19 protein-coding genes are annotated in these 17322 nt (G+C 70.0%); 18 read left to right on the top strand and 1 reads right to left on the bottom strand.

From position 1 onward, the window contains the following. Positions 1–36 precede the first annotated feature (36 nt). The 18 genes from E1287_RS07520 to E1287_RS07600 all read left to right on the top strand — a co-directional run bounded on the left by E1287_RS07520 (position 37) and on the right by E1287_RS07600 (position 16774). Positions 37–372, top strand: coding sequence for a hypothetical protein (locus tag E1287_RS07520; protein ID WP_131964108.1), 336 nt, complete (start codon positions 37–39; stop codon positions 370–372). A gap of 86 nt (positions 373–458) precedes the next feature. Beyond that, positions 459–803, top strand: a complete 345-nt coding sequence (locus E1287_RS07525; protein WP_131964109.1) for a hypothetical protein — start codon at positions 459–461, stop codon at positions 801–803. Between the two features lie 20 nt (positions 804–823). Beyond that, on the top strand, positions 824–5536 hold the full coding sequence (locus E1287_RS46585) for an NlpC/P60 family protein (RefSeq protein ID WP_131964110.1): 4713 nt from the start codon (positions 824–826) through the stop codon (positions 5534–5536). A 9-nt stretch (positions 5537–5545) separates the two neighbouring features. After that, entirely contained in the window at positions 5546–6493 is a 948-nt protein-coding gene (locus E1287_RS07535) for a phage tail domain-containing protein (protein ID WP_131964111.1), read from the top strand. A 12-nt stretch (positions 6494–6505) separates the two neighbouring features. Continuing rightward, positions 6506–7756 (top strand): hypothetical protein, encoded by a 1251-nt coding sequence (locus E1287_RS07540; RefSeq protein ID WP_131964112.1) that lies wholly within the window; start codon positions 6506–6508, stop codon positions 7754–7756. 54 nt (positions 7757–7810) lie between these two features. Further along, positions 7811–8755 (top strand): hypothetical protein, encoded by a 945-nt coding sequence (locus E1287_RS07545; RefSeq protein WP_131964113.1) that lies wholly within the window; start codon positions 7811–7813, stop codon positions 8753–8755. A gap of 8 nt (positions 8756–8763) precedes the next feature. Continuing rightward, the gene (locus E1287_RS07550) at positions 8764–9306 is read left to right on the top strand and encodes a hypothetical protein (RefSeq protein WP_131964114.1); all 543 of its coding nucleotides are present in this window, start codon (positions 8764–8766) and stop codon (positions 9304–9306) included. Next, the gene (locus E1287_RS07555) at positions 9306–10238 is read left to right on the top strand and encodes a hypothetical protein (RefSeq protein WP_131964115.1); all 933 of its coding nucleotides are present in this window, start codon (positions 9306–9308) and stop codon (positions 10236–10238) included. Before E1287_RS07550 ends, E1287_RS07555 begins: the two co-directional genes overlap by 1 nt. A gap of 55 nt (positions 10239–10293) precedes the next feature. Next, positions 10294–11352, top strand: coding sequence for a hypothetical protein (locus E1287_RS07560; RefSeq protein WP_131964116.1), 1059 nt, complete (start codon positions 10294–10296; stop codon positions 11350–11352). Then, positions 11352–11639: a hypothetical protein gene (locus E1287_RS07565; RefSeq protein WP_131964117.1), complete on the top strand. Its 288-nt coding sequence runs from the start codon at positions 11352–11354 to the stop codon at positions 11637–11639. The genes E1287_RS07560 and E1287_RS07565 overlap by 1 nt, the downstream gene beginning before the upstream one ends. Before the next feature lie 80 nt (positions 11640–11719). After that, positions 11720–11977, top strand: a complete 258-nt coding sequence (locus E1287_RS07570) for a hypothetical protein (RefSeq protein WP_131964118.1) — start codon at positions 11720–11722, stop codon at positions 11975–11977. Between the two features lie 5 nt (positions 11978–11982). Next, positions 11983–12249, top strand: coding sequence for a hypothetical protein (locus E1287_RS07575; protein WP_131964119.1), 267 nt, complete (start codon positions 11983–11985; stop codon positions 12247–12249). Beyond that, a complete protein-coding gene (locus E1287_RS43575) occupies positions 12246–12422 on the top strand; it encodes a hypothetical protein (RefSeq protein WP_165968917.1) in 177 nt (58 codons plus the stop codon). Before E1287_RS07575 ends, E1287_RS43575 begins: the two co-directional genes overlap by 4 nt. Then, positions 12419–13126: a peptidoglycan-binding domain-containing protein gene (locus E1287_RS07580; protein WP_131964120.1), complete on the top strand. Its 708-nt coding sequence runs from the start codon at positions 12419–12421 to the stop codon at positions 13124–13126. The genes E1287_RS43575 and E1287_RS07580 overlap by 4 nt, the downstream gene beginning before the upstream one ends. 75 nt (positions 13127–13201) lie before the next feature. Next, complete coding sequence (locus E1287_RS07585) at positions 13202–13465, top strand: hypothetical protein (protein WP_131964121.1); 264 nt, start codon at positions 13202–13204, stop codon at positions 13463–13465. A 264-nt stretch (positions 13466–13729) separates the two neighbouring features. Then, positions 13730–14446 carry a hypothetical protein gene (locus E1287_RS07590; protein ID WP_131964122.1) on the top strand — a complete coding sequence of 239 codons (717 nt, stop codon included), beginning with the start codon at positions 13730–13732 and terminating at the stop codon, positions 14444–14446. 307 nt (positions 14447–14753) lie between these two features. Then, positions 14754–15434: a DNA/RNA non-specific endonuclease gene (locus tag E1287_RS07595; protein WP_165968918.1), complete on the top strand. Its 681-nt coding sequence runs from the start codon at positions 14754–14756 to the stop codon at positions 15432–15434. Between the two features lie 842 nt (positions 15435–16276). Then, positions 16277–16774 carry a hypothetical protein gene (locus tag E1287_RS07600; protein WP_131964124.1) on the top strand — a complete coding sequence of 166 codons (498 nt, stop codon included), beginning with the start codon at positions 16277–16279 and terminating at the stop codon, positions 16772–16774. On the opposite strand, the gene E1287_RS07605 is transcribed toward E1287_RS07600, so the two are convergent. Further along, positions 16771–17322: hypothetical protein (locus E1287_RS07605; RefSeq protein ID WP_131964125.1), on the bottom strand; the 552-nt coding region annotated here is incomplete at its 5' end. The two genes, E1287_RS07600 and E1287_RS07605, sit on opposite strands and share 4 nt — an antisense overlap.

A 17322-nucleotide genomic window follows, 5' to 3' on the forward strand; every position in this document is an offset into this window, starting at 1 on the left:
CTCCAAGGCCCGCGATGAAGATCCGCGAGGAGCAGCATGGGCAAGCCGAACAGCAAGCGGTTCCGTCTGTCGCAGATGCGCCAGCAGCGCGCCAGAGCACTCGGCGGCGAGTACGTCGAGATCGAGGACGACGACGGCAACGTCCTGGTCCAGATTCCGCGCATGGCGTTCTGGGACGCCGAAACCTACGAGGACGTCGTCGAGACCGGCGTCGCGGTGAGGGACCTGGCGACCCTCGAACGGATCATGGAACCGGCCGAGTTCGCCAAACTGAAGGCGCTCAAGCTGCAGCTCGGCGACATGCGCGACCTCCTCCTAGAAGTCATGAAGGACGTCAAGCGCCCGGAATCGCAGGGCTCCTCCACGCCGTAGAGGAGCACCCGTCAAAGCTGCACGCCGACTTCGCGCACTACTTCCCCGGCCAGAAAGACCCCCTCATTGGGTGGCGAGCCGGGAAAGTGCCGCTCATCGAACTCGCCTCGTACTACGGGTGGCTGCCGGAGGAATCGGCGACCAAGGCCGCCCAGGCCGGCGACGAGAAGGGCCGCCGCTGGTCCGAACGGGAATGGATGCAGGCCGCGCAGATCACCTACCTGCAGACGGTGATCCAGGTCCTGTGGGTCGGGCTGCGTTTGAAGGGCCGCCCGCCTAAGACCGCGCCCGTGCGGGCCCCCGTCTACGCGCGCCCCGAACCCACTCCTGAGGAGCAGGCCAAACAGGCCGCGCACCTCGCGCGGGTCGCGGCGCTCCGCAAGTACAGCCCGTCCCATCAGCAGCCCCCGGCGGACGACCCACCGCCCTGACGAACCGCCCGGGGGGTGCCGTGGCCGAGCAGGACGGCGGCTCCGTCGGCATCGACGTCGTTCCGCGGATCAGCGCGGCGGCGTGGGGGCAGGAGATCCAGCGGCGCCTGGACCCGACGGTGAACCGGGCCGGGCGGGCCCTCGGCCGCACACTCGCCGACGGCATGAAGTCGGGGTTCGCGCCCCGCCGCCTCGAGGAGGCGATGCGGGACGCGACGCCCCGCCTGGAGGTCGCCGCGGGCAGGCTCGGGCGGCGGCTCGGCGCGCAGATCGCCCGGTCGGTCAAGGCCGAGCTTGAGCTGAAGCTCCGGAACCTCCCCGAGGCGAACATCCGCGCCCGGGTCACCATCGACCCGGCGTCGCTGGCGCGGGTCCGGCAGGAACTCGGAAGCCTCGGCCCGTTCAATGTCACCCTCAACGTCGACGCCGACACGGCCGCGGCGCGCGCCGAGATCGCCCGGCTGCAGGCCCAGGTGCGGCTGCTGTCGCAGTCCAGCGTCAACATCAATGTCACCGCCAACACCTCCCGCGCCAGCCGCAACCTGGTCATCCTCGGCGCGCAGATGGCCGCGCTGGCCTCGATCCCGCTCGGCGCCGTCCTCGCGGCGGGGATCGGGTCGATCGCGGCATCGGCGACCGCGGCCGCGGCTGGGATCGGCGGGATCCTCGCCGTCGCGATCCCCGGCGTCCGGCGGGTGTCCGAAGCGCTGCAGGCGCAGAAGACCGCCGACAACCAGGTCGCGGCCTCCACCCGCGGCCGCACCACCGCGCTGAACGCCGGCACCATCGCCACGCTCCAGGCGCGGCAGCAGGCCACGCAGATGGCGCAGGCCGAAAGGCAGGTCACCCAGGCGCAGCAGGCCGCGCGGCAGGCGCAGCGGGACCTGAACCAGGCCCGCGTCGACGGGGCCCGCGCGCTGCAGGACATGCAGAACAACCTGATCGGCGCCGGCCTGTCGCTGCGCGCCGATGAGATCGCCGTCCAGCGCGCCAAGCAGGCCCTGAACCAGCTGACCTCCGCCCGCCAGGACTCCCTGGCGGTGCAGAAAGCACAAGCCGACCTCGCCCGGGCCAACACCGGTCTCCAGCTCGTCCTCGGGGACCCCAACGCCACCCAGCTGGCCAAGAACCAGGCGAAGCTGGCCGCCGACGCGGCAGCCGCCGCGCTCAAACAGGCCCGCGAGTCGCAGACCGCGCACGAACTGGACCGCAAGGAGGCGCAGCTCGCCTACGAGCAGGCCGTCCACCAGCTCAAACAGCAGCGAATCCTCGTCGCTCGGCTCACCGCCGATGAGGCCAAGGCCCGGAAGGCCGGTGTCGAAGGCACCCAGGACGTTGTCGCCGCCAAGCAGCGGTTGCGGGACGCCCTCGAGCAGGTCGCCGACGCGCAACGCAACGTCCGGCAGCAGCAGATCCAGGACCGGATCGCGGCGCTGCAGCAAGCCGACGCGCAGCGGCAGGCCGCGGACGCCGCCGACGGCGCGACCGCCGCGAACGTGCGGCTCGGCCGCGCCATGGCCGCCCTCACCCCGGCCGAGAAAGAACTGCTCAACAACTGGAAGGCATTCTCCGATGTGTACCGGGACTGGGTCAAAGACCTGGAGCCGGACGTGCTGCCGGTCTTGTCCGGCGGCCTCGGCCTGGTCGCCACACAACTCGACCGGGTCAAGCCGCTCGTCCGGTCCTCGGCCGCCGCGTTCCGGATCCTGGAAGCGCGGGCGGCGGTCGCGCTCGACGGCCCGTTCTGGACGAACTTCATCAACAACGTCGGGATCGCCGCGCCGGAGGCGATCCAGCGGTTCGGCGGGATCGCCGGGAACACCCTCACCGGCGTCGCCGGCGTCATCAACGCCTTCCTGCCGTTCACGAACCTGCTCCTGGGGTCGGTGGAGGACCTCACCCAAGAGTTCGAGGAGTGGGGCACCAGCCTCGGCGGCAGCGAGGGATTCATCTCCTTCATCCAGTACGTGCAGCAGGTCGGCCCGCAGGTCGTATCCACGGTCGGGGCGCTCGGCGGCGCGCTCCTGGACGTCGGGCAAGCCCTCGCCCCCCTCGCCGCGATCCATCTCGGCGCCCTCACCATCCTCGCCAACACCATCTCGAAGATCGCCAACGAGTACCCGACCCTGATCCAGTTCGCCGCGGCGGCGCTCCTGGTGTCCAAGGCCATCCGGGTCCTGGCGATCTCGTCCCTCGTCGCCGGTTTCACCGGTACCGCCGCAGCCGCGGGCGTGGCCGGTGGGGCGATGCTGCGGTTCGGCGTCATCCTCCGCGGGCTCGGCGCGGTGATGATGGGCGTATCGGCGCAGGCCGCCACCACCCGCGTGGCGCTGCTCGGCCTCAGCCGCGCCGCCGGGATCCTGCTGGCGTTCTACGCCGCCACCGAGGCCATCAACCACTTCGCCGGATCCGCCAAAGACGCCAAGCCGAGCAGCGACCAGCTGAAGCAGGCCCTCATCGACCTCGGCCGCACCGGGCAGACGTCGACTCCGCTGCTGAAGCAGTTCTCCGACGGGCTCGGCGACATGAACGAGCAGGCCCGCATCCTCACCGACCCCACCAAGTCGGAGCAGACCGCCCAGTTCTTCTCCGGGCTGATCAACGGGCTGTACGGCGCGAACGGCATCGCCGGGCAGGCCAAAGAGAACTTCAAGGGCATCGACACCGCCCTGGTCCAGCTCACCCAGTCCGGGAACGCCGACGTCGCCAAGGCCGCCTTCGACCGGCTGTCAGCCTCGCTGCAGGCAAACGGCCGCGGCGTCGAAGAGGTCAACGCGCTGTTCCCGACGTACACGCGGCAGCTCTACAACGGGGGCGGCGCCGCGAACGCCTTCACCGCTCAGATCCATCGGCAGAACCAGGCCCTGGCCGCCAACGCACAGAGGTTCATCAACTCCGAGCAGCAGATCATCGACTTCAACCAGGCGCTGCTCGCCGGCAGCGACGCCCTCAACCGCAACGGGCGGGCGTTCTGGGGCAACAGCCGCGCAGCGACTGACAACCGGCAGCAAGTCCTGAACGCCGCGCGGGTCCTGCAGAACTACACCAACGACCTGGTGAAGAACAACCAGGTCACCGACGGCAACCTGAAGCGGCTCCGGGGGCAGCGCGAACAGCTCATCGACCTGGCGACCAAGTTCACCGGCAGCCGCAAGGCCGCAGAGAAGTACGTCGACCAACTGGTGAAGATCCCCAAGTCGGCGAAGACCAACGTGTCGGTGAACGCCAAGGGCAAGTTCTCCATGAAGGGCCTGGACGTCTTCGCCAAGGACCCCATCCTCGGCGACATCTTCAACGCCGGCGGCGGCTACATCCACGGCGGCGGAGGCCCCCGCGACGACAGGTACCTCACCCACATCTCCGCCGGCGAGATGGTCATCAACGCCCCGGCCACCAGCCGGTACCTGCCGCTGCTGACCGCGATCAACGACGAGGGCAACGCCGGGACCATCTACAAGGGGCGCGGCTACACCTCCGGGCCCACCCTGCCCGCGCCAACACCGGCGGCGGGCTCGGACGGTGCGTTCGCCGGCGGTGGCCTGCCCAGCCTGCGGCCGCGCGGGCAGGAGGCGCTGCCCGCGTTCGCAGGCGGCGGGCTCCTCAAGCCGTCGTTCAGCGACACCTACCACCACCAGGGCGACCCGCCGCCCACCATCACCAAGGCCCGGCAGGGCAACGCGCAAGGGTTCGCGGGGATGATGGCCTACTCCACCGGGCAGGCCGCGATCGGCGCGACGTTCCTCACCGCGCTGCTCACCGGCGGGTACGGCAAGGGCGCCAAGGCCGTCAGGTTCGCGCAGGCCCAGCTCGGCGAACCGTACGTGTGGGGCGCGACCGGCCCCAACTCCTGGGACTGCTCCGGCCTCACCATGCGCGCCTGGGAGGCCGCCGGGGTGAAGATCCCACGCGTCACCTACGACCAGATCGCCTACGGCACCCCGACGTCCCGGGCCAAGGCGATGCCGGGCGACCTGTACTTCCCGCACCGCGGCCACGTGATGATGGTCACCGGCATGGGCGGGTCCCGCGCCCTGGTCCACGCCCCGCGCACCGGCGACGTCGTCCGGTACGCGGGCTGGCGGACCGGCGGCAACTTCCGGCACATCGCCGGCGGCGGCGGATCCTGGTACGGCGGCGGCACCCCGAAGGGGTTCGCCAAGGCGCAGCTGGGAGACCTGGGCTGGTCCGCGGCGCAGTTCGCGCCGCTGAACCGGCTGTGGGAACGCGAGTCGAACTGGAAGTGGAACGCCCGCAACAAGAGCAGCGGCGCGTACGGCATCCCGCAGGCGCTCCCGCCCGGCAAGATGGCCAGCTTCGGCAGCGACTGGCGGACGAACTGGGCCACCCAGATCCGCTGGGGCCTGGACTACATCAAACGCCGGTACGGGTCCCCGGCACGCGCATGGGCGCACTCGCAGCGAACCGGCTGGTACGCCGACGGCACCGACCACGCCCGCCGCGGCTGGGCGTGGGTCGGGGAACGCGGCCCGGAACTGGTGAACTTCCGCGGCGGCGAGGCGGTGTACCCGCACGAGGAATCCCTGCGGATGGCCGCCACCGCGGCGGCCGGGCCGCTGGAGCTGGCCGACCCGCTCCCGGCCGCCGGCGGCGACGAGTACCACGCCCACTTCGACGGGATCACCGCCGCCGTCCTGTCCCGCGAGGTCCGGGTCGCGTTCAAGGGCATGCAGATGGCTCAGGCGCAGAGCCTCCGCATCGGCCGACGGGGATAGGAGGCTCGGATGCCGCTTCCCGTTGGGGTAGGCGGGCCAGGGCCCGGTCCCGGCCCGGTCTCGACCAGGCCGAGGCCGCTGCGGCTGCTGTACATCGACCCCGACGGCGTCGAGTGGGACTTCTCCGACCTGGCCGGGCCGGTGCAGGTCACCAACGTCGCCGGATACGGATCCCCGCCGGTGTCGCTGACCACCCTGGCCATGCCGTCCGGGGCGTCGCTGCCGCAGAACTACGTCGGCACCGGCCGCACCATCCTCGTCGGCCTGGTCGCCGGCGCGACCACCCAGGCCGAGTTCCTGACTCTCACCGACCGGCTCGCGCAGGCGTTCTGGACGGAGCGGCTCGGGGTGCCCGCGCCGGGCACGCTGGTGATCCAGCGGCCGGACGGCACAGGCCGCCGCATCAAGGTCCTCGTCTCCGATGGCCCTGACCTGAACGACGACGACCGCGACAAGAGCGGCCTCACCTGGACCAGCTTCGTCGTCACCTTCCGGAGCCTGGACCCGTGCTGGTCGGACGCCACCCCGATCACCCTCGTCTTCCAGGGCGCCGACGAGGCGGCAGGCGTGCCGCCCATGCCGCCGGTCGTGCTGTCCCCCTACTCGGTACTCGGGACCGTGACGGTGAACAACACCGGCAACGCCCCCGCCTACCCCGTGTGGCGGATCACCGGCCCCGGCACCCCGACGCTGGAGAACGTCACCCTGGGCCGCGAGTTCGGACTCGCGACGGCGCTGGAGGAGGGCGAGACCGTCACGATCGACACCGCCCCAGACGGCGGCGCCTACGCCATCGACCAGACCGGCGCAGACCGCTGGACCGATCTCGTCAAAAGCAGCCCCCGGGACCTGTGGGAGCTGGTGAAAGGCCCCAATCAGCTCAACCTGGTGCTGTCCGGGTCGTCCTCGGCGTCGCAGATCGAACTGTCCTACGTCCGCCGCTGGCTCCGCGCGTGAGAGGGGGCGGCTGTGGCGGTCACCGTTGAGCCACTCACCACCGGCTGGGCGAAACTGAAGCCGCTGCCGTGGGTGAAGCTCGACATCAACGCGGTCCGCTACAACCAGGTCGGGGCGTTCTCGCTGACCCTGCCGGCGACCGATGTGACCTGGGACCTGGTCGACTTCGACGTCGACGGGGTGCTGAAGCCCAAGACCGGGTTCTTCGTCGACTGGAACGGCATCTTCGAGATCCCGCTGAAGGCCGAACAGGCGAACCCGTCCAAGGTGATCAACGACGCCGGTGAGGTCGTCGAGACGATCGTGTTCTCCGGCGCCGACTTCCTCTCTCTCCTCGCCGACCGGCTCGTCTTCCGTAACGCCGCCCTGGCGTGGACGGCGCAGACCCCCGGGACCACCACCGTCACCGGCAAGGCCGAAACCGTCATCAAGCAGCTGGTCACCGCGAACGTCGTCACCGCCGGCGACACCGCCCGCCGCGTCCCCGGCTTCAGCGTCGCCGCCGACCTGGCCCGCGGCGGCGACGTCACCTACACCATCTCGATCGGGGACCCGGCCGCCGAGCCCGGCACCGACAAGACGACCACCGCCGGTGAATCGCTGATGGACATGATCCGGTCGGTCGCACGGCAGTCCGACATCGGCGTCTCCCTCACCCTCGTGGACGGCGGCCTGGAGTTCGACTGCTTCCTGCCGCGCGACCTGACGGAGAAGGTCGTGTTCTCCGAGCGGCTCGGGTCGCTGCGGTCGTGGGCCATCACCGACGCCACCCCGACCGCCAACGCGATCCTCATGCAGTCCGCCGCCACCACCGGCGCGTTCACCGAGACCCACGGCGCCGCCGCCACCGACCCGTGGCGCCGCGTTGAGCACTTCTCCGACCAGTCCTCCACCACCGAGGCCGCGCAGATCACCCAGGTGCAGCTGGACGAGGTCGCCCGCGGCGCCGCGCAGACACGGGTCGCGCTCGCCGCCCTCGACATCCCCAAGGCCCGGTTCGGCCGCGACGCCACCGGCGTCCAGGGCTACGGCATCGGCGACCAGGTCGCCGCCGACATCCGCGACGGCATCACCTACACCGACAAGGTCACCGCCGTGCAGCTCACCGCCGACGCGACCCTCGCCCCCTACACCGAGACCGTCGTCCCGACCATCGGCGACAACGACGCCGGCGGCGACGCCCCCGCCGACGACGCCACCGCGGTCGCGCAGCTGTCCGCCCGCGTCCGGCAGCTCGAACAGGCCCTCCGCTCCCGCTCCTGACACCAACGGTCCGCTTCCGGGCGCCGCGCCCGCCTACCCTGCCGGGAGGTCGTCTTGGCGATCGATGACGCCTACCCCACCTCAGCGTCCGTGCTGTCGACGATGGCGCAGTGGGAGGGGTTCTTCACCGGGTTCTCCGCAGACGGCGTCCTCCCCGGCGTCCTCAACGAGATGGTCCCCTCCCTCAACGCCGGTGCCCGCACCGCCGTGCTGGGGACGGGCGCCGCGCAAATCCGCGGGTTCCACGTCGACAACCCGTCGACGACGGCCACCCCGATCCCGGCGGCCGACGCGCAGAACCGCATCGACCGGCTCGCGCTGCGCCTCGATCGGACTGCGGTGACGGCCGCGGACTGGATCACCCCCGTCGTGATCGAGGGGACCCCGTCCGCGAACCCGCAGATACCGGCCCTGACCCAGTCCACCAGCGGGAACTACGACATCCCGATCGCGCGGTGGACGGCGGCGTCGGACGGGTCGCTGTCGGGGCTGGTCGACGAGCGGCAGTTCGCTGCGGCGTCCCCGATCGAGTTCCGGTCCGATGCCCGCCCGCCCGCCACCATCCGGCGGCACGGTTTCGAGCGTGACACGGGCAGGGTGCTGTGGGCGGACGGCGCGGCCTGGCAGGTCGTCCGCGAGGACACCGGCTGGGCCCAGCTCAGCTTGAACGGCAAGGACAAAGGCGCATGGAACGACGCGGCCCCCTACAACCCGCTGGTCTACCGCCGCATTGACGGCGTCGTCCACCTGCGGTTGTCCATCCAGCGGGTCTCGGTCCAGCTCGGCCTGTCCGACGCGGACGGCTCCACCGCGTATGTGCTGCCGATCGGGTTCAGACCGTCGTCCAGTAGCCCGCCGGTCCTCGGCCACGGCAACCACGCTCGTAACGCGCTGCAGCTCTACATCTACAGCAACGGTGAGGTGCGCATCTATCCGCTGAACCAGGACCTGCCGAAGGACCGCCGCATTTACGCGCAGGCCACATTCCCGGTCGGCTGAGGAGTCTCATGGCACGGCACACCTTCGGTCAGAGCCTGACCGACTGGACGATGGGCCTGGGCGCCTCCGCAACCAGCGAAGGAGTCACCACCGCACCGGTCATCGCGACCGGCCCGGCCACGATCACGCTCTGGTCCGCCCAGACGGGAGGCATCCAGTACACCGACCTGCTGAACGGGGACGGGGCCGCGGTCACGGCCATCACCTCATCCGACGGGTCCGACGGGCTACCCATCGGGACCATCCCCGAGTTCTCCGGCCCTGACAACATCACGGAGATGTGGGCGTCCGCAGACGGCGGAGTCCGCTTCAAGATGGTCGCGACCGACCTGGGCGGCGCGTTGGCGGTCGTCGAGGAGCACACGGCCGCGATCGAGGACCTGCAGACGCATCGGCTTCCGGCGATCCTGTGGGACGCAGGGGCGTCCGCCTACCCCGAACGCACCCCGGAACTCGCGGGGAAGCGGGTGGAGTGGGTAGGGCCGTCCGCGCCGCCGGTCAGCTCCAGCCACGCGGCCGAGGGCGACATCTGGATGAAAACGATCGTCTGATGCCGGCCTCCTTCCACCAGCTGCGATCCGGGGTGTGGACGCCCCTCGGCGACGTCGGCCCCTCACCAACGACCATGCTGGTCGGTGCCGCAAACACGATCCCGAACAGCAACGAGTCGGGTTGGCTCACCTACGCCGCCACCGTGCCCGGGCCGCAGACCGTCCGACGCACCTACTCCTCGGAGGCGGCGGGCGTGCCGTCGTCCTGGGCCGTGACCGGGGCCGGCAGCGACGTCGGCAAACGCGCGAGCGTGTGGAGCTTCAAGCCGAACATCACGCAGATGGCGTCCGGGGCATTGGACGCCCAGGTCACGAACCTCATCAGCTCGATTCCCGACACGCACGTCGCGATGCTCGCGCTGTGGGCCGAAGCTGACCGGCACGTCAGACTCGGCGCTTTCACCGCGGCGCAGTGGCGGGCCGCCCACACACGTTTCGCCAGCATCGTCCGCGCGGTCGGCAAGCCGCGCGTCTGGATCTACCTGTCGCACACCTCGTACCTGTGGGATCCGATCAACACGCGGGGCCCGGCACCGGAAGACGTGTGGCCAGGTGACGGGCAGGTCGACATCTACGGCCAGGACGGCTACGGCTACGCCACCTGGCCGGACCCGGAGACCTTGTTCGGCGGTGGGCTGGCCGAGGCGCGGTCACGGAACGTGCCGTGGGGGATTTTTGAGTCCGGCGCTGACGAGCACCCCAGCGACGCGACCCGCAAGTCGAACTGGATGACGTCCGTCGCCGACTGGGCCGCCACGCAAGGCTCCGGCGGCAGGCCCGGCTGCGAAGCGCTGGTCTGGTTCAACAGCGCCGTCGGACTCGACGAGGACGCCTTCGGGCCCGCGACTCCGTCCAGCTCACCGCAGGCCCTGGCCGCTGCCGGCGCGATCGCCACGACCTACTACCGCGACTGGGCCACCTACACCCTCTGACGCCACACCGCCTGCCCGCCGTGCGCGGGGACTTCAGCATGCCGAGGAGAGCCTCATGCCCATCGCCGCGCCGCTGACCGCAACCGGCAACGGCACCAGCAACGCGCATGTCATCATCCCCGCCGGCGCGGAAGCCGGGCAGGGCATGCTGCTGGTGATCGCGACGCAGCCGGACGGCACCATCACCACGCCGACCGGATGGACAGTGGTCAGCCCGCCGCAACAGGCCGGGTCCGGCGTCATCACCGCCCTGTTCAAGGCCATCGTGCAGGAGTCCGGAGTCAACAGCCCCGGCAGCACCGTGACGGTCGACGTCGGCGGCACCATCCCGCCCCGGACTGTGTCCCTCGTGGCGGTCTACCCCGGCGTCGACCAGGTCGACCCCGTCCACCTCTTCGACGACCTCGTGATAGCGACGACCGGCACGGTGCGGGCAACCCCGGAGATCACCACGACACTGGCGGATTGCTGGATCGTGGAGATCGTCACCAGCAAGCAGCTCGCCGGTACGAACTACACCCCGCCCGCGGGATTCACCCGCCGCGCCCAGGTGTTCCGGGCCGACTCCAGCCCCGCCATCGGCCTCGGCGACACCAACGCCGCCGAGGCCGCCGGGACCCACGGGGGCGACACGTGGGAATGCGACGTGTCCGGCGGGTCCGCGATCACCTACACGGTCGCTCTCGCTCCGCGCCTCGACACGCAGACCGCAAGGCCCGTCACCGACGTGACGGACTGGACCACCGCTGTCCCCGACGCCGGCGGCGGGCAGCAGGCCGCGCGCATCGGCGAGTCGATCCGCGACGACGCCACATACCTGGAGACCGCAGCGAACCCCACGGCCGAGGTCGGGGAGTGGGCGTTCCAAGCGATGGTCGACCCAGGGGTCCATACCGGCCACACGCTCCGGTACGTCCTGTGGACCGCTGGGGGCGCCACCTCATCCAGCGCCGTGGTGTCCCTGATGCAGGGCGCCACCACCATCGCGACCTGGACCGAGAACGACGTGCCCGACACACCGACCGTCTTCAGCCACACCCTCGCTGAGGTGGACGCGGCCGACATCACCGACTACGCGGACCTGCGGATCCGCGTGTCGGCGACGGTGTCTTGATGGCGACCCTGCGCCTCGGCTACGCCGAATTCGCGGCACCTCCGACACCTCGGGCCCGGCTCTCGTACGCCGAGCTCGCGGTCCCGGAGCCGCGGACCATGCGGCTCTCCTACGCCACGCTGACCGCCCCGTCCGCAGGCACCGCGCGGCTGCGGCTGTCGCATGCGTCCTTCACCGCACCGGCCGCCGCTGACTCCATCCCCGCCTCGGGCCTGTGGCAGCTGCAGGCGGACGGATCGTGGCGGGCCATCCCCGTCTACCAGCTCATCGGCGGGGCCTGGACGTAACCAGCCCCGGTCCGGTCTCCATGACCGGTTGAGAAGCAGCGGAGAAATCCGAAACAGCGAAATCGCGAAGAGGTGATCGGGTGTGGACTGGTCCGGCGTGGCTGAAGGTCGTCCGGGACGTGGTGTGCATGGTGATCGGGGCCGGCGGGATCATCTGGCAGCTCGCCAGCGGCAAACCGGACCTGGCCGTCCTGGGGTTCCTGGCCGCCCTCATGTACGTGCCGAGCCTGTTCGCGGCCCATTGGCTGAGTCAGCCGCCTACCGGTGGTGGATCCTCCGTGCCACAGCCGCCGCCACCGTCGCCCTTGCCGCCCTCATCCTCTACGCCGCAGGAGTGATTTGAATGGGCGCCCGCTACGCGCTAGCCGTCGCAGCCGTAGGCGGGCTGCTGTTCGTGGCGAGCCTCGTCGGGTCGGTGGCGTACACGCGGTACGTCGCCGAGCAGTCCGCCCAGCAGCAGGCCGAGGAGCGGCACCGGCAGGACCTGCTGTGGTGCTCCCTGCTCGGCCGCCTCGATCAGACCGACCAGCCCGCCACCACCGAGCGTGGCCGGGCTGTCCAGCGCGACATCCATCAGCTACGCCAAGACCTGGGATGTGAGGGGCGATGACCCAATCCGAACGCATGGATGAAGTGGACGTCAATCCGGGTGTCCACCAGCCCACTGAAGCCGACGAGGGGCAAGTCCTCGGCGAGCTGTACGGCGAGCCCAACACTGACGGATTCTTCCAGTCCTCCTCGGCTGCGCCCGCCGAGGAAGATGGCGAGGAGGACGACCGATGAGCGCGGCGGGGATGATCACGGAGGCGCGCCGGTCGATCGGGATGTCGGGGCGCCCGAACAAGATCACCAAGGAGTACGCGGAACGGCACGGGGAGGAGTTCCTGCGCGCGGCCTGGTGCGACATGGCCATCACCTACTGGGCGCGGCACAGCGGCAACGCCGCGGCGGTGCTGCCCGGCGGGGATCGCGCCTACACGGTCTGGCACGCGCAGGACTTCCAGAAGGCCGGACGCTGGCACAGCGGGACGACCGCGAGCGTCAACCAGGCCAAGCCCGGCGACATCGTCTTCTTCGACTGGGGCGCCACCAACAACATCGGCGCGATCGACCACGTCGGCCTGGTCGAGGTCGTCCTCGGCGGCGGGCGGCTCCAGACCATCGAGGCCAACACCGGCGACGCGTGCAAGCGCCGCATTAGGAGCGCCAGCGTCATCGCGGGCTACGGACGGCCCGCGTACGGCGGGAGCAACTGGACGGTGGAAATGGTGAAGAAACTCCCCATGCTCAGCAAGGGCGACAGCGGCGAGCACGTCCAGTCGCTGCAGGGCCTGCTCATGGCGCGCAGCCACCCCGAGGTCGCGATGACCGGCCGGTTCGACGCCAAGACCGAGGCGGCCGTGAAGGCGGTCCAGCGGTGGGGCGACGTCGACGCCGACGGCATCGTCGGCCCGAAGACCTGGCCCGTCCTGCTGCGGGTGCACTGACCTGCACTTTTCAAGGCGATGGGCGGCCGCTTCTAAATCGCCGCCCGCAACGCAAGTCGACCCGAGGAGGTCGCCATGAATGACTACATCGTGAGCCTGATCCGGACGTGGGTGCCCATCGGCATCGGCAATGCACTGGCCTGGCTCGCCCTCCACTACGGCGTCGTCGTGGACGCCGACGCCAGCACGAAGCTCAAGCTCGGCGCGGCGGCCGCCGTGGTCGCCGGCTACTACGCGCTCGCCCTTGCGGTCGAGCGGCGCTGGCCCGGCGTCGGCCGGTTCCTGGTCGCACTCGGTCTCCAGCGGACGCCTGCCACCTACGACAAGGTCGCCCGGTAGGCCGACCTCGAACCCCGTCCAGGCCATCGATGACCTGGGCCGACGCCCCGCATCCCTTGCTTCGGCGAGCGGAGGCGGGGCGTTTCGGCGTGTCCGGAGCACCTCGGCGAGGTCAGCCGTCGTGAACCCTCGCAGGCACCGCCGCCCGCAGCCTGTTCAGTGGCGTGTTTCGGTGGCCGCAGTGGAACCGCGGACGTCTTCAGTCCCTCGAAACGATGGACGATCCGGTGGGGACCGGATGGCGCATCCGATGAAGAGGCGGCCATGACTTCGGCACTGGTGATCAACCTGTTGTCCTCGCTGCTGGCCTTCCTAGCCGGCGCCGCGGCCAAGGGCCTCTACCAACGGCGGCGGTCCATCAGTCCGGCCCGGCGCGTGTGGCGGCTGCGCAAACCCGACGAGGTTGTGATCGTCCAGCCCGATGGGCCGGGTCACGACACCCCGTTACCGACCCTCTACGAGGGCGATGCGATGGCCGCGATGCTCGTATCCGAGTACCTGCGGAAGGTCTTGGGTGTGCGCACGGTCCGGATCATCCGGGCCAAGAACTTCTCCCGGTGCCGGGACGCATCAAGCGACCTGGTCGTCATCGGCGGTCCCAATGCGAACGAGCTGTACAAGGAGCTCGACCGTCAAGTCGCGCTGCCCTACAGATTCCGCCTCTACCCGGACCGGGCCGACATGATCAGGGTCTCTGACGATCGGGTCTTCGCCCAGCAGGTCGTCCACGCCAAGACCACGCGCGACTTCGCCGTCATCAGCCTGCTGCCCAGCCCCTTTCGCGCTGGTCGACGCGTCATCGTCCTGGCCGGATGCGGCACGTTGGGGAGCCTGGCCGCTGCCAGGATGGTTACCAAGGACGGGGTTGGCCAGTTGGCCAGCCTCCGCCCGCCGCCCAGGACTCCGTTCTCGGTCGTGGTGGAGATCGAGATGCTGGACGGCCAGATGACACGGCCCCAGATCGTGGACACGACTTCCTAGATACCGCGTCCACATCCTGCCTCCAACACCGTGACCTGCGTCGATTCGTGACTATGGACCCCCGAAAGCACCTCGGCAAGATCCGCAGTCGCATTCTCGACCACCTCGCGCAGATCGCCGCAGCGATGGCCGTCGCCGTCGTCGCGATCCGCGAGAGTAGGCGCCGACGGTGAGTTGTGCCCCCAGTGGCGTGAAAGCAAGCCGGGGCCCGCCGCTCGGCTACCGCGCTATGTAGTTACCGAGAGCTATCAAGTGATCGCGGTACGTGGTTCCCTTGTCGAGACGCCCCCACGAGAGGACCAATGCCGTGGACCGCCCCCGATCCATCACCACCGCCCTGCTCACCGCTTTGCTCACCGCGCTGATCGCCGTCGTGGCGATCGCCCCGTCCGCCGTCGCCTCCCCGGCTCGGACGCCTTTCTCCGCCAGTCCCGCCGCGCCAACCGAACAGGTCGATCAGGTTCCCTGCGAGCCGCACATCGGCGCCAACGCCACCTACCACGCCCACGGCGCGGAGTTCCGCACCGACGCCCAGGGCCGACCGGAGACCGCCGAGGCCACCAATCTGACCCGCTCCGAAGCCGACCGCGGCCCATGCCAGACCAAGGTCGGGCACATGGCCCCCACCGCCGGGTACGACGGCGGGCACCTGATCGCAGCGACGTTGCACGGTGTCGACCAGCGCTACGACCTGGTCCCGCAGTGGGCCAGCGTCAACCGCGGCCTCTACCAGCAGATGGAGGCCGGAGCCAAGAAATGCCTGACCGCGCCCGGCGGCAAGATCCTGCGCTACAGCATCCAGGTCACCTACCCCGACGCCACCACGGTGGTCCCCGACCGCTTCCTGGCCGACGTCACCGTCGACACCGACGGCCACCCGCAGCAGCGCCTCGACCTGACCTTCCCCAACCGGCGCCTGGACCCCGCCGAGTCCCAGGCAATCAAGACCGAACTCAACGCCGGGCTGCGCGCCGCCGGCTGCACTTGATCCGGACTTCGCCCTTCGCTGGCGCGGAGACATCATCTCTGCCACCACCGGACCGGACGTCACCGAGGGGTGACCGTCCACGGAACCTTTGCTTTCTGCAACCTGGGTAGCGCCGAGGTTCGGCCCGTGTCGGTAGAGAATTTTGCACCGGCGCGGTAGATATTCATCTACCGACGCAGGTTCTGTGTCACAAGACACAGAACATTCGGAACGTCGCTGCAATCGCGGCGAAAAGGCGCTTACGATGCTGACTCCTGAGAATTTCTCTCAGGGTAGGGCCTGGTACCCGCTGGTCCCGCTGACTGTGCGCGGTACCAGGCCCCGCGGCCGCTAGGGGCCGATGGCCGTCACCGCATGAGGATCAGGGCCATGACCCACGAGCCGTGTCTGGCCAGTTCCAGCAGCACGCAGGTCATCCAGCACCGTCCGCCGCGGTCGACGGCCTTCTCTTCTTCGGGCTCGTCCATGACGCGCCCTCCTACCCGGCCTTGGGGGGCGGCCGGGGCGGCCCGCGCAGATGGGGTTCACCTTGCGCGCGCGTCAAGGCGATCCCATTCGGCGGGCTGACCCGGAGACTAGCGCGCGAAACCGCCGAGCGGAAAATGAATCAAGGTAAGTGTCAAATGCGAGTGCGTGAGGGGTGGAATTTGTGCTGGTCAGAAGCTGACCATCAAGCAAATCACTTCGTATTGCCTATTCGGTGCATCGCAGACGAACAGCGCCTCATCGAGCAGAACGTAATTAATACCCCAAAGCCTGCGCCCTGGTCATCTGTGGCTGCATCGCCTGCGGCGCTCGCTGGCTAGCCGGATCGCCGCGCCATCGCCTGGCATCATCGGAGGATGCAGGCACGACGACCGGAATGGGCCGACGACTGCTGCGTCATCTGCCCCGCCCAGAAGCACGGGTTCGGCGAGTTCGACGTGGTGGACCGCACGCAGGTCCGCTACGCCTTCGACGCCGAAGTGGGCTGCCGCATCGACCAGGTCACGCAGGTCCCCGTCTGCGTGCACCCGTTCCGTGTCGGCCTGGCACCCGGCCTTTACGCCTCCGCCGGCCACCCGCTCGCCGAGCAGCGCGGCCCGGACCCCGATGAACCGCCCCGCCCCGTAGTCGAGCGCCCGCCGGTGTTCACGCCGTCGCCCGAGCAGCTCGTCCTGCCGGAGTCGGTAGACGACCTGGAGGGCTGGCTGATCGCGATGCTCCGCACCGCCGCACACCACGAGATGGCCTCCGCCCTGAATCAGGCGGAGGCCATCGCGGGCGAGCGGTTCACGGGCGAGCAGATCGTCCAGGCGCTGCGCCGCGTCCTGGCCGTGGAGCTCGCCCGGCCCCGCTAGTTGAAGGTGAAGTTGTGGCGGTGGCCGAGGTCGTTGACACCGACCTCGCTGAGCCGGTCCTCGATGAGCTGCACACGGCGAGCGTGCTCCTCGGCGCCGATCCAGTACCGGGCCGGCGGCTCGAGGCCCCAGGTCTTGGCGTAGCACATGGTGGTGTAGTCGCCGGTCTCGTAGGCGGGCGTTTCGGTCTCGGTGTCGGTCATGTGGATGAGCTGGATGCCGGACCTGGCGGTCATCCGCTCGGTGAGGGTCCGCTGCGCCAGGACGGCGTGCAGGACCTCGTCGACCGGCCGCGCGACGGGGATCTCAGCGGTGCGCTCGTCGCCGGTGAGGCGGTATACGGCGGCCTTCAGGGCGAGGGCGCGCAGCGCCTCCTCGAGGAGCGGCTCGGCGTCGTCGGCGAGGTCCCACCGGGAGATGGTGAGGGTGCCGGCGGTGCAGGTCCAGTCCTCGTCGTAGCGCCTGCATGCGGCGATGAGGCGCGGGTATTCGGGGTCGTCCTTGATGGCCTCCAGGATGGGGGCGGCGGTGCGGGCGACGTTCTCGGG

This window comes from Actinomadura sp. KC06 (assembly GCF_004348735.1).
Lineage (GTDB): Bacteria > Actinomycetota > Actinomycetes > Streptosporangiales > Streptosporangiaceae > Spirillospora.